This window comes from Nocardia sp. NPDC046473 (genome assembly GCF_040645995.1).
In the GTDB taxonomy this organism is placed as follows: Bacteria; Actinomycetota; Actinomycetes; order Mycobacteriales; family Mycobacteriaceae; genus Nocardia.
Genome location: NZ_JBEYZJ010000011.1, coordinates 102,800 through 115,760 on the forward strand (window position 1 = coordinate 102,800; position 12,961 = coordinate 115,760).

A 12,961-nucleotide genomic window follows, 5' to 3' on the forward strand; every position below is an offset into this window, starting at 1 on the left:
GTGATCAGCGTCCGATCTCGGTGCGTACAGCGAACAGTTCAGGGAAGAAGGTGAGGTCGAGCGCGCGCTGCAGGAAGCCGACCCCGCTGGATCCACCGGTCCCGCGCTTCATGCCGATGGTGCGCAGCACGGTGCGCAGGTGCCGGAACCGCCACAGCTGGAAGTTCTCCTCCAGGTCGACCAGCTCTTCGAACGTCTCGTAGATCGACCAATGCTCTTCCGGCGCTTCGTAAATGGACTTCACCAGGGGAAGCAGGTCGGGGTCGAGGACATAGGCCTTCGTCACGTCCCGATCGAGCGTCGAGCGCGGCACGTCCAGGCCGATCCGTGCGGCGTGCTGCCAGAACGCGTCATACAGGCTCGGTTCGTGCAGCAGCGTGTGCAACTCCTTGTGTGCGAAGGGATCCGCTTCGAAGACCCGCAGCATCGAGGCGTTCTTGTTGCCGAGCACGAATTCCACGGCGCGGTACTGATACGACTGGAAACCCGACGAGTTGCCGAGCACCTCGCGGAACTGGGCGTACTCGGTAGGCGTCAGGGTCGCGAGCACCGACCACTGCTCAGTGAGTGTCTTCTGGATATGTTTCACGCGCGCAATGCATTTGAGCGCGACGCCGATGTCGTCGGCCTCGAACGCCGCCCGCGCCGCCCGGGTTTCGTGCAGCACCAGTTTGAGCCAGAGCTCGGTGGTCTGGTGCTGGATGATGAACAGCAGCTCGTCGTGATGCTGTGGCCTGCTCACCGGATGCTGCGCGCTGAGCAGCGTGTCCAGGTCGAGATAGCCGCCATAGCTCAGACGTGAGCTGAAGTCGGTGACGATGTCGTGTTCGAGTGCGCGGGTGTTGTGCTCGACGGTCATGCGGAGTCCCCCTCAGTAGGGTGCGGCCTTCACCCCACCGTATGACACTATCGTGACGCACGCCAGGTGTGTGTCATGGTTGGGCAACTGTCGCATCGGGGCTCGTCGGCGTCTGGTGACCGGGATTCGCCTGTCCATGATCGACGTTGTCGGTGTACCTCCTTGATTGAGAAAAGTGCGACGTCATGGAGGGGACATGCCATCTGAATTGCCACCGGCCACCCGAGGCGACCGCGCATTCGATGCGTTGACGGTCGCGGTCGTCACTGCCATGAGTGCGGGATTGAAGGATGAGGCTGCGGCACGCAGACTTTCGGTCTCGCTGCGGACCTACCGCAGATACGTCGCGGAGGTGATGACACGCCTCGGGGTCGCGACGCGTTTCCAGCTCGGCGTCCGCGCGGCCGAGCTGGGCATTCTCGCAGGCACGACATCATCGCCTCGGGTCGGCGAGGCCATGCTGACCAGGGTGTGACGGCTCAGCGGGTGGTGAGGGCGAAAATGGGAATGGTTCGGTCGGTCTTGCCGCGGTAATTCGCGTAGCCGGCGTACATGGCGTCCAACTCGGCCCAGGCGGCGTCGCGTTCGGTGGCCGGGAGCTCGGTGGCGGTGACCGGGATGGTCTTCTTGCCGATCTCGACTTCCGCGTCGGGATTCGCGCGCAGGTTCAGCACCCACGCGGGGTGCTTTTCGGCACCGCGATGCGACCCGGCGATCAGGTAGCGGTCGCCGTCCTGCCGATACAGCAGCGGCGAGGTGCGCCGCTGGCCCGACTTGCGACCGACGGTGTTGAGCAACAGGATCGGTGCCTGCCCCATCTTGCCGCCGAGTTTCCCGCCGCTGACCCGATAGAGAGATGCGTTGAGGCCCGCGAAGATTCGTTCGGCTTGGTTCTGAATCGACATGGCACCAGCTTATGTCGATCTTCGCGGTGTGGCGTTCGGGCGAATCGTGACAGGAAGCTGCCGACATCGGCCTGCCCGTGCCGGTTTCGTTGTGTAGAACTGGAACAAGTTCTAGTTTGACGGTCATGGCTTTCAACGTCGCAGACCTTCTCGAGCACGCGGTGGACGCGGTGCCCGACCGCATCGCCGTCATCTGCGAGGACCGTCGGGTCACCTATCGCGAGCTGGACGAACGCGCGAACCAACTCGCGCATCACCTCGCCTCGCGTGGCATCGGCAAGGGTGATCATGTCGGGGTGTACTCGCGGAACTCCATCCAGGCGCTGGAGGCGATGTTCGCGGCCTACAAGCTACGCGCGGCGGTGGTCTGCGTGAACTACCGCTACGTCGCCGACGAGGTGCGCTACATCGCCGACAACGCGGATCTGAAGGCGCTGATCCACGAACGCGCCTACGCCGACGTGGTTGCCGAGGTGCTGCCGCACACTCCGTTGCTCACCGACGTCATCGTCATCGAGGACGGCACCGACCGGGACTTCCGCCGTTACGGCGGTACCGAATACGAGGCGGCGCTGGCGAACGAGGCGACGGTGCGCGACTTCCCGGAACGCAGCTCCGACGACCTCTACCTGCTGTACACCGGCGGCACCACCGGCTTCCCGAAGGGTGTGATGTGGCGGCACGAGGATGTGTGGCGCACCCTCGGCGGCGGCATCAACCACGTCACCGGCGAGTACGTCGCCGACGAGTGGGAACTGGCCGACGGCGCGAAGTCCGGACCCACCGGCATCGTCATGGCGCCGCTGCCGCCGCTGATCCACGGCGCGGCACAGTGGGCGTCGTTCATCGCGCTGAACTCCGGCGGCACAGTGGTTTTCGTGCCGCAGTTCGACGCGCACGAGGTGTGGCGGGCCGTCGAGCGGCACAAGGTCAATGTGCTCGCCGTGGCCGGCGACGCGATGGCCCGGCCGTTGTTCGACGCCTACCGCGAGCGCCCGTACGACGTGTCGGCGCTGTGGGCGTTGAGCAGCAACGCGGCGCTGTTCTCGCATTCGCTCAAGCAGCAGTACCTCGAGCTGTTCCCGAACCTGTTCATCACCGACGTGATCGGCTCCTCGGAGAGCGGAGGTACCGGACTCGGGGTGGTCACCAAGGACTCCGACCACACGCAGGGGCCCCGGGTGAAGTTCAACGCCCAGGCCGCGCTGATCGATGAGGACGGCGCACTGATCGAGCCGAAGCCGGGCGTGGTCGGCCGGATCGCGCGCCGGGGGCACGTGCCGATCGGCTACTACAAGGACCCGGCGAAGACCGAGACGATCTTCGTCGAGATCGATGGCACCCGATACGTCGTGCCCGGCGACTACGCCCGTTACGAGGAGGACGGCACCGTCACCCTGCTCGGACGCGGCTCGGAATGCATCAATACCGGTGGGGAGAAGGTCTATCCGGAGGAGGTCGAGGGTGCGCTGAAGTCGTCACCCGAGGTGTTCGACGCGCTGGTGGTCGGCGTCGCGGACGAGCGTTTCGGTGCGTCCGTGGCGGCAGTCGTCGCACCGCGCAAGGGAATTCGGCTCGATCTGGCAGAGTTGGACGCGCACGTGCGCACGAAGATCGCGGGTTACAAAGTGCCGCGTCGCTATTGGATCGTCGACGAGGTGATGCGGCAACCGAGCGGCAAAGCCAACTATCCGGCGGCCAAGAAGCACGTCGCCGAGCATCCCGAGCAGGTGCGCTCGCCGCGCTGATCGACGGGTGCCGGCGCGACCGGGCGCCGCTGAAAGCTATCGTTTTCGGCATCCGGTCGGTGTCGGCCGGTAATCATCGTTAATTCATCGCCGGCCCGCCGAATATGTTACTCAACCGCAGTAATAGACGCGTGCCGTTCCAGGTATTCGGCGATTGTTTTTGTAGTGTGTGATGAATGACCGTGCAACTGGCTCGGGGGCAGGTAAATGTGCTCGAAGCCGAGCACATCGTTGTTTCGGTCCGGCACAGCGCGGCCGTCGATCTGTCCGCACTGTTGCTCACCACCGACGGCATGGTGCGTGCGGACGCGGATCTGGTCTTCTACAACCAGCCGCTCGGGCAAGGTGTTCGACTGCTGCCGGGCGAGGAAGGTCGGCCCAGCGCGTTGGCGATCGACCTGCGCGCGATTCCCGCCGACATCGAACATGTCCGAGTCGTCGTCGCGCTCGATGACCAGCAGGACAACCTGAGCGAATACCCGGCCCCTGAGCTGCGGATCGATGACGCCGCGGGGAACCGACTGTGCGAGTACGTCGTTGCTGACCTCGGACCCGAATCGACGGTCGTCGCCATGGACTTCGATCGGTCGGGCCCCGACTGGCTGCTCCGTCCCCTCGGACACGGCTACCACAGCGGTTTCGCAACCCTGGTTACCGCACACGGCGTCGCGGTGGGGCGCACCCCGAAACCGCCGGTGCGTCAGCCCGCCCCGCATGACGCAGGCATGCTCGGCGCAAACAAGGAAATGGCGCTGCGTAAACCGGGCGGCGCCGAATTGTCGCATGTGAAAATGGCATTGGGCTGGGACCCGGTTCGTGAACCGGGGCGATTCGGACTACGCGAAGTCGATATCGACCTCGACGCATCGGCATTGGTCTTTTCCGGCTGCGAACTCATGGATGCTGCTTTTTATGGGCAATTGTCCTCCAAGGATGGCTCGATCCGTCATCAAGGCGACAATCTCACCGGCTCGGGCAACGGCGACAACGAGATGATCGACGTCGATCTCACCCTGCTGTCACCCGAGGCCTCGACCGTCGTCTTCGTCGTGACCTCCTACGCGGGACACACCTTCGAACGAGTGCGAAACGCCTTCTGGCGCCTGGTCGACGGCACCACCAACGTCGAACTGACCGGCGGCAATCTCCGCGTGGGCGGCAGGCACACCGGCATGGTGGTCGCGAAGGTGCAGCGCGAGGCCGACATCTGGAAGTTCCACCCCGTCGGCGCCCCGATCCAAGCGGGCCACCCCGTAGAGGCCGCCGAACAGATCACCCCCTACCTCTGAGTCGCAGTTCGGTGCGCTGCAGCAACGGCGTTCGGTCGAACGGACCGATACTGCCTGCGCGGTCGGTAGCGTCGGGGTCGGACCCGGTCGGTGCGTTGATCGGGGCGGAATTGCCGAGGAGGATGGAAGGCGTGGCCGGCGGTGCGGATATTCGGGTGAACCCGTGGGCAGCGCTGCGCCCGGACGAGGATGCCGAGCAGGTGGGCACGGATGTGTCGGCCGCGCATGAATCGTTTGTCGAGCGGGGTGCGGCGCCGGCGTCGGTGCGGCGGGTGGTCGAGGCGTCCTGGGTGCGCAGTCGCGGCAACGGCATCGATCCCGATCGGCAGATCGGGCGGACGTCGCTGACCGGAATCGAATTGGAGCGGCATCGGCGCGCGCATCCGATGGCGTCGGTTCGCCCGGTCGTGCAGACCCTGCTCGTCGAAGATGCCAGGGACACCGGGCTGTTGATCGCGATGAGCGACGCGCACGGCCGATTGCTGTGGGTGGAGGGCGATTCGGCGGCCAAGGACCGGGCGGCGGGCATGAACTTCGTCGACGGCGCGGACTGGAGCGAAGCCGCGGTCGGCACCAATGCCCCCGGAACGGCACTGGCACTTGATCATTGCGTGCAGATCTTCGGCGCCGAGCATTACAGCAGACTGGTTCATCCGTGGAGCTGTGCGGCGGGGCCGGTGCATGATCCGGCGACCGGCCGGATCATCGGCGCGATCGATATCACCGGCGGTCCTCGGGTTGCTGTGCCGGAAGTGCTTTCGCTGATCAGGGCGACGGTCGCCGTCGCGGAGTCCGAACTTCGGGCGCATCCGGTGTCCGTGCGTACGGCACCGCGGGTGGAGCTGCTGGGATCACAACCCGCGCTCCTGTTCGGCAACGAGCGAATCGCCTTGTCGCGCAGGCACTCGGAGATCTTGCTGCTGCTGATGGAACATCCGGAAGGACTCGCGACCGAGCACATCGCGGTACTGCTGGACGAACGAGACCTCGACGCCGTCACCGTGCGCGCCGAAATCTCGCGCCTGCGCAGGATTCTCGGCGGCACCGCATTGGGTTCGCGACCCTATCGGCTACTGACGGAACTCGATTCGGATGTCGGCGAGTTGCGGCGCAGCCTGCGCCGCGGCGACATCGGCGCGGCAGTGGCGCGTTACCGCGGCCAATTGCTGCCTGCCTCACGGGCACCCGGCGTCGGCCGGGTCCGCGAATCGCTGCGGGCACGGATGCGCGCGGCCGTCCTCACCTCCAGGGACCCGGCGATCCTCGGCTGGTGGATCTCGTCGGTCGATGGACGCGAGGACCGCGGCGCGTGGTCGGCCTATCTGGCCTCGCTCGACCGGGATTCGTCGCTGTATGCCCAAGTGGCGGCACAGATCGGCATGCTGGATCAGGAACTCGGCGACCGGTCGAACCATTCCCAACGTTGATGCAACGTTGACGTCCTAGTGTCGTAGGTCACAGTGAGTACCGCCGTGAACGCTAGGAGATTCGATGACCGTATACGCACGTCCTGGTTCGCCGGAGTCCCCGACGAGCTTCCAGCCACGCTACGACAACTGGATCGGCGGCCAGTGGGTTGCGCCGGTCAAGGGCCAGTACTTCGAGAACCCGACCCCGATCACCGGTGAAACATTCTGCGAGATAGCGCGTTCCACCGCAGAGGACATCGAGCTCGCGCTCGACGCCGCGCACGCCGCGGCACCGGCCTGGGGCAAGACCTCGCCCGCCGAGCGCGCGGTGATCCTGAACAAGATCGCTGATCGGATCGAGGAGAACCTCGAGGCGATCGCCGTCGCCGAGGTGTGGGACAACGGCAAGCCGATCCGGGAGGCGCTGGCCGCCGACATTCCGCTCGCCGTCGACCACTTCCGCTACTTCGCCGCAGCCATTCGCGCACAAGAGGGTTCGCTGTCGGAGATCGACAGCGACACCGTGGCCTACCACTTCCATGAGCCGCTCGGCGTGGTCGGGCAGATCATTCCGTGGAACTTCCCGATTCTGATGGCGACCTGGAAGCTGGCGCCCGCGCTGGCTGCGGGCAACGCGGTGATACTGAAGCCCGCCGAGCAGACACCCGCCTCGATCCTGTTCCTGTGGAGCATCATCGGCGATCTGCTGCCGCCCGGCGTGGTCAACATCGTCAACGGTTTCGGTGTCGAGGCGGGCAAGCCGCTCGCGTCGAGCAACCGGATCGCGAAGATCGCGTTCACCGGTGAGACCACCACCGGTCGGCTGATCATGCAGTACGCGTCGCAGAACCTGATCCCGGTGACCCTCGAATTGGGTGGCAAGAGCCCGAACATCTTCTTCTCCGATGTAATGAGCGCCGACGACGACTTCCTGGACAAGGCCCTGGAAGGCTTCACCATGTTCGCGCTCAACCAGGGCGAGGTGTGCACCTGCCCGTCGCGCTCGCTGATCCAGGCCGACATCTTCGACCGCTTCCTCGACCTGGCCGCCTTGCGGACCAAGGCGGTGCGCCAAGGTGATCCGCTCGATTCGGAGACGATGATCGGCGCGCAGGCGTCCAACGATCAGCTGGAAAAGGTGTTGTCCTACATCGAGATCGGCAAGGGCGAGGGCGCCCAGCTGGTGACCGGTGGCGAGCGCGCGATGCTCGGCGGCGACCTGAACGGCGGCTACTACGTGCAGCCGACCATCTTCACCGGCCGCAACGCGATGCGGATCTTCCAGGAGGAGATCTTCGGGCCGGTGGTCTCGGTGACCTCGTTCACCGATTACGACGACGCCATCTCGATCGCCAACGACACCCTGTACGGCCTCGGCGCGGGCGTGTGGTCGCGCGATGGCGGCACGGCGTATCGCGCGGGCCGCGACATCCAAGCCGGGCGGGTGTGGACCAACACCTACCACCAGTACCCGGCGCACGCGGCGTTCGGCGGGTACAAGCAGTCCGGTATCGGCAGGGAGAACCACAAGATGATGCTGGATCACTATCAGCAGACGAAGAACCTGCTGGTGAGCTACGCGCCGAAGGCCATGGGATTCTTCTGATGCCGGGCAACATGGCGCAGCGGGAACGGGCGTCACGGTGAGTGTCGCCCCGCCCCGTTTGGTCGCGACCGTGGGGGCGGCGGCGCTGTTGCGCCGCCTCCGCGACGTGCACGGTGCGCTGATGATGCACCAGTCCGGCGGATGCTGCGACGGGTCGTCGCCGATGTGTTATCCGTTGGGAGAGTTCATCGTCGGCGATCGTGACATCCTGCTCGGCATCCTCGATCTGCGTCTCGCGGTGGGGGAGGCGCCGGCGAGTCTGCCGTCCGCCGACCTCGACGCCGTGCCGGTGTGGATCTCCGGATCGCAGTTCCAGGCCTGGAAACACACGCAACTCGTCCTTGATGTTGTCCCCGGCCGAGGCGGTGGTTTCAGTCTGGAAGCGCCCGAGGGATGGCGATTCCTCAGCCGGGCAAGAGCTTTCACCGCTGACGAGAACGAGGCGCTAGAACTCGCGCCACCGGTGGTCGGGGCTGACTACGCCGAGGGCGTTCGTCCGCCGGTGCCGGATTCCGCTCAGGTGGTGGCGGAGGCGGTGGACGCGTGCCCGGTGCCCGCGCCACCGACCGTGCGCTGAGTTCGATCAGGAGAAGACGCCGCTGTAGGCGTTGAGGGCGGGCTGGCCGCCGAGGTGCGCGTACAGAACGGTGGAATCCTTTGGGATTTCACCGTTTTGCACGAGGTCGAGCAGACCGGCCATGGACTTGCCCTCGTAGACGGGGTCGATGATCATGCCTTCGAGGCTGCCGGTGAGCCGGATGGCGTCGATGGTGGATTGGACGGGGATGCCGTAGCGGTCACCGGCCCAGCCGTCGAGGACAGTGATCTCGTCGTCGCGCAGGTCGCGCCCGAGGCCGATGAGTTCGGCTGTGCCGCGGGCGATTTTCGCTATCTGCGCGTGGGTTTCGGCGATCTTTGCCGAGGCGTCGATGCCGAGCACCCGGCGCGGGCGATCCTGCCCGGCGAAGCCCGCGATCATGCCCGCCTGGGTGCTGCCGGTGACGCTGCAGACCACGATGGTGTCGAAGAAGACGCCCAGCTCGCGCTCTTGTCGCTGCACCTCGTAAGCCCAGTTGGCGAAGCCGAGGCCGCCGAGCGGGTGGTCGGAGGCGCCGGCCGGGATCGGGTACGGGGTGCCGCCCGCGGCGTGGACATCGTCGAGGGCCTGATGCCAGCTGTCCTTGAAGCCGATGCCGAAACCGGCCTGGACCAGTCGCACGTCGGCGCCCATGATGCGGGACAGCAGGATGTTGCCGACCTTGTCGTTGCCTGGATCCGGCCAGTCGACCCAGCTCTCTTGGACGAGAACGGCTTTCAAGCCCGCCTTGGCGGCGACCGCGGCCACCTGCCGAGTGTGGTTGGACTGCACGCCGCCGATGCTGACCAGGGTGTCCGCGCCCTTGCTCAGCGCGTCGTGTACCAGATACTCCAGCTTTCGAGTCTTGTTGCCGCCGAAGGCCAGACCGCTGTTGCAGTCTTCGCGCTTGGCCCAGATGCGAGCGCCGCCGAGGTGGTCGCTGAGCCGGTCCAGTGGGTGGATCGGGCTCGGCCCGAACAGCAGGGGATAACGCTCGAAGGTGTCGAGTGGCATGGTGATTCCTTGGGGTAGCGGCGTTATTACGTTCCGGGAGTGAGGTTTTCGAGCAGCGGCAGCAGCGTCTGCCAGTTCGCCCTTGTGCCTGCCACCGCGCCTTCGACGTCGCGGGCTTCGCACAGCGCGATGATGCGGTCGTGCTGAGCCACCGAGCTGCGGCCACTCAGCGAGGAGAACCGCAAGCGTTCCACGCGGCGCAGCACCGGGGTGAACTGTTCGAGGACGCTGCGGAGGGCGTCGTTGGCGCTGGCGGTGACCGGGACGCCGTGGAAGTCGTCGTCGGCGGTGATCGCGGCGTCGACATCGTTGCGGCGCAAGGCTTCCGCGAATCGGGTGTTCGCCTCGCGCATGGCCGCCAATTCGCCGGCGGACAGGTTGGGGAGGGCCTGGCGGACGGCGAGCTCGTGCATGGCGGTGGTGACCGATTGAGCGGCGCGGACCGCGCGGACGTCCAGCGGGCTGACGATGGTGTAGCGGCCGGGTTTGGTCTGCACCAAACCCGCCTGCTCCAGTCGCATCAGCGCCTCGCGCACCGGTGTGCGGCTGACGCCGAGCCATTTCACCAGGTCACTGTCGTTGAGGCGTTCGCCGGGCGCGAGGGTGCCGTCGACGATGGCGTCCCGAATCGCGCGATAGGCGTTCTCCCGAAGCAGTGATCGGGCGACGAGACCTTCGTTGTGCGGGACCGGCATGCAATATATTGCATGCCACCGCAGGGTGGTTGTCAAGGTTTCCTCCCCGCATCGCTCAGCAAACCTCAGGCGTCACACAGCGGGGCCGCAAGGTTGATGAGTCCTCAGCGTGCTGCTGGTGACAATCGATTTAAGCCACGGTGAGTACCGAGCGCAGAATTCCCGTGATGGTTTTTAGGTGGGTCTTAACTGAAAGGTCTTGGACGGCACCACCTGCGGTCTCGTCCTATGCTTCGCGCATCCGAAATGTAGCTTCGAGTCGCATCCAAGGGCAGACATGCGAATAATGGGCAAACGCTTGGTGTCACCTGATCCCAAGCGTCACCTATGGATTTTAGGTTTCATCGCACCGGCGACCGCGCTGCTGCCCTCTCAGTTGGTATTGCGCACGGGTTCTCCGCTCTTCTGGTGGAGCGGTCCGATCATCGTGTTCGTCGTTATCCCGGTGTTGGATTGGATGGTGGGGGAGGACGGCAATAATCTGCGCGACGAGGATTATGAGGTGCTGTCGCACGACCGGTATTACCGGTGGTGCACGTTCCTGTTCCTGCCGGTCCAGCTGATCGGCCTGGTTGTCGCGTGCGCCATGTGGTCCGGTCACGAGTTGAGTGTGGTGGACAAACTGGGCCTGGCGGTGACGGTAGGCTTCGTGAGCTTTATCGGTATCAACGCCGCCCACGAGTTGGGGCATCGGGTCGAGAAACTGGAGCGGTGGCTGTCGAAAATCGCCTTGGCACAGTCGGGTTACGGTCACTTCACCGTCGAACACAATCGCGGACATCACGTATGGGTGGCCACGCCCGGCGATCATTCGAGTGCGCGGTTCGGTGAGTCGCTCTGGGAATTCCTGCCACGCTATCTGGTCACCGCTTTCCGTGCCGCGATCGAGCTGGAAGGGGTGCGGTTACGCCGAAAAGGCCAGGGGTGGTGGAGTATTCACAACCAAATCCTGCAGGGATGGTCGATTACCGTAGTCTTGTTCGGCGGACTGCTCGCCGTATTCGGCTGGCGCATTTTGCCGTACTTGTTGATACAGGCAGCGCTCGGCATGGGGTTGCTCAAGACGATCGGCTACATCGAGCACTACGGACTGCTACGTGAGCGCAAACCCAACGGTTCGTGGGCTCGCTTCTCGCCCAAGGACAGCTGGGACTGCGACTGGCTGGTCACCAACCTCTTCATCTTCAATGTGCAGCGGCACAGCGATCACCACATCAATACCGGACGTCGGTATCAGACGCTGCGCAATTCCGACGAGGCGCCACGGCTGCCGGCCGGATACATCGCCATGGTCGTGTGCGCGGCGATTCCGCCACTGTGGCGGCGCGTGATGGACCCGCGGGTGCTCGCGCACTACGACGGCGATATCACCAAGGCCAATATCCAGCCCAGTAAACGAGCCAAGATCCTGGCGGCCCATGGACGCAGCGAACTGAACCACTTGAGTGGGGTTGGCGGCCGACAGCTCGAGCGGCCGGCGGGGACGGCCGCGCCGGCCGTAGACGGCCTCGTGCCGTCGTAAGGCGCACCCGTAGTGGCCGACTGTGACCGGTAACAGCTCTGCGACGGCTTGTTGCCTCGAAGTAACTAGTGCGTCCAGTGGGCTGTGTCGCTTACTGTCATCAGCATCTATGACGATAGGTGACCGTTTGCCGACATAAGGCGGTAACTCGATGGCCGTTATCCAACCCATGGTTCGAGCATGGTGGAACGACCGGGTGGATTACCGCTGGTTGCTTCAGACGCTCGAATCCCATTCGGCGCTGCGCCCGCTGAAGTTCATGGTCGGCTGCGGGGGCATCGGGATGGTCGTGATCACGGTGCTGGCCGTGGTGTCACAGGTGGGGCAGACCGGGCCGGTGGGACAGTTGCAGGCGGCTGCCGCGGCCGTACTCGCCGGGGTGTGGGCGTTGCGTTGGTGGACGTTACCGTGGCCGGGGGAGCTGGAGTCGCTCGCCTGGGTCGCGGCGATCGATGTCGCGATCGCCGCCAACAACGTGCTGGTCCGGGACCGGCTCTTCGGTCTGCAGGGCGTCGTTCTGCTGGTGACGACCGGGGGATATGTGACGATCTTCCACGGTCCGCGGGTCTTGGCCGTGCACATCGGCTGGTCACTGCTGGCGAACGTGGTGTTGGCGAGCATGATGGTCATCGGCTTTCCGCATGCCGGGCGTGGGACCGGAGATTTCGCCCTCGGCGCCGGGGTGGTGGTGTGCAATTTCGTGGTGATCGCGGTTGTGCTTCCCATCGTCCAGTTCTGTCACTGGCTACTGCGGCTGGATGCGCTGTCGGATCCGCTGACCACGCTGCTGAATCGGCGCGGCCTCGACTCGTACCTCGCGCGATTCGTCGGATCCTGCGGTCGTGGTGACGTGTATGTCGTGGCGCTCGATCTGGATCGGTTCAAATCCGTCAATGACACCTTCGGTCACCCTTTCGGCGACGAGGTGCTGGTGCGTACGGCCGAATGCCTGCGGTCCGCCGCGCTGCCCGGTGCTGTCGTCGCGCGTACGGGCGGTGAGGAATTCGCGATCGTGGGCTTCCTGGGTGACGAGGTCGTCGGTGCCGTGGCCGAGCGGGCGCGGCGCGCGGTCGAGACGATGTCCGATCTGCCGATCGCGATCACCGTCAGCGTCGGGGCCGCGGTGTGTGAATCTGTGGGGACCGGTGAGCGGGACACCATGCCGAGTCAGTTGTTCCGCCGCGCGGATTCGGCCATGTATCAGGCAAAACAATTGGGCGGCAACACTGTCGTGATCGCCGAGCCCGACAACGTGGTCGTTGAGCCTGCCAGGGCGGCGCAGGCTCGGTCCGCGATTCGGACATGATCGACCGGCACTCGCGCACGTACTGAATCCG

At 65.1% G+C, this 12,961-nt stretch carries 12 protein-coding genes; 8 read left to right on the forward strand and 4 right to left on the reverse strand.

Going from position 1 to position 12,961, the window contains the following annotated elements:
• Window positions 1-4 precede the first annotated feature (4 nt).
• On the reverse strand, window positions 5-859 hold the full coding sequence (locus ABZ942_RS35780) for a tryptophan 2,3-dioxygenase family protein (protein WP_357390035.1): 855 nt from the start codon (window positions 857-859) through the stop codon (window positions 5-7).
• A gap of 196 nt (window positions 860-1,055) precedes the next feature.
• On the opposite strand from ABZ942_RS35780, the gene ABZ942_RS35785 reads away from it, so the two are divergent.
• Window positions 1,056-1,334, forward strand: a complete 279-nt coding sequence (locus ABZ942_RS35785; protein WP_357390036.1) for a hypothetical protein — start codon at window positions 1,056-1,058, stop codon at window positions 1,332-1,334.
• A 4-nt stretch (window positions 1,335-1,338) separates the two neighbouring features.
• Here the strand turns inward: ABZ942_RS35785 and ABZ942_RS35790 are convergent, their stop codons facing one another.
• Window positions 1,339-1,764: a nitroreductase family deazaflavin-dependent oxidoreductase gene (locus ABZ942_RS35790; protein ID WP_357390038.1), complete on the reverse strand. Its 426-nt coding sequence runs from the start codon at window positions 1,762-1,764 to the stop codon at window positions 1,339-1,341.
• Between the two features lie 125 nt (window positions 1,765-1,889).
• On the opposite strand from ABZ942_RS35790, the gene ABZ942_RS35795 reads away from it, so the two are divergent.
• From ABZ942_RS35795 to ABZ942_RS35815, 5 genes are all read left to right on the forward strand, one after another.
• The gene (locus ABZ942_RS35795) at window positions 1,890-3,512 is read left to right on the forward strand and encodes an acyl-CoA synthetase (protein WP_357390040.1); all 1,623 of its coding nucleotides are present in this window, start codon (window positions 1,890-1,892) and stop codon (window positions 3,510-3,512) included.
• Window positions 3,513-3,688: 176 nt separating this feature from the next.
• Window positions 3,689-4,801 (forward strand): TerD family protein, encoded by a 1,113-nt coding sequence (locus ABZ942_RS35800; RefSeq protein ID WP_357390042.1) that lies wholly within the window; start codon window positions 3,689-3,691, stop codon window positions 4,799-4,801.
• Between the two features lie 131 nt (window positions 4,802-4,932).
• A complete protein-coding gene (locus ABZ942_RS35805; RefSeq protein WP_357390044.1) occupies window positions 4,933-6,228 on the forward strand; it encodes a transcriptional regulator in 1,296 nt (431 codons plus the stop codon).
• 64 nt (window positions 6,229-6,292) lie between these two features.
• Entirely contained in the window at window positions 6,293-7,816 is a 1,524-nt protein-coding gene (adh, locus tag ABZ942_RS35810) for an aldehyde dehydrogenase (RefSeq protein ID WP_357390046.1), read from the forward strand.
• A 37-nt stretch (window positions 7,817-7,853) separates the two neighbouring features.
• On the forward strand, window positions 7,854-8,393 hold the full coding sequence (locus ABZ942_RS35815) for a DUF779 domain-containing protein (protein WP_357390048.1): 540 nt from the start codon (window positions 7,854-7,856) through the stop codon (window positions 8,391-8,393).
• A 6-nt stretch (window positions 8,394-8,399) separates the two neighbouring features.
• Here ABZ942_RS35815 and ABZ942_RS35820 read toward each other — a convergent pair whose 3' ends face one another.
• Entirely contained in the window at window positions 8,400-9,407 is a 1,008-nt protein-coding gene (locus ABZ942_RS35820; protein WP_357390050.1) for a 1-aminocyclopropane-1-carboxylate deaminase, read from the reverse strand.
• A gap of 26 nt (window positions 9,408-9,433) precedes the next feature.
• On the reverse strand, window positions 9,434-10,102 hold the full coding sequence (locus ABZ942_RS35825; protein ID WP_357390052.1) for a GntR family transcriptional regulator: 669 nt from the start codon (window positions 10,100-10,102) through the stop codon (window positions 9,434-9,436).
• A 277-nt stretch (window positions 10,103-10,379) separates the two neighbouring features.
• Here ABZ942_RS35825 and ABZ942_RS35830 point away from each other — a divergent pair, with 277 nt between their 5' ends.
• Window positions 10,380-11,624, forward strand: a complete 1,245-nt coding sequence (locus tag ABZ942_RS35830; protein ID WP_357390538.1) for an alkane 1-monooxygenase — start codon at window positions 10,380-10,382, stop codon at window positions 11,622-11,624.
• 151 nt (window positions 11,625-11,775) lie between these two features.
• The gene (locus ABZ942_RS35835) at window positions 11,776-12,930 is read left to right on the forward strand and encodes a GGDEF domain-containing protein (protein ID WP_357390054.1); all 1,155 of its coding nucleotides are present in this window, start codon (window positions 11,776-11,778) and stop codon (window positions 12,928-12,930) included.
• The last annotated feature ends 31 nt before the right edge of the window (window positions 12,931-12,961 follow it).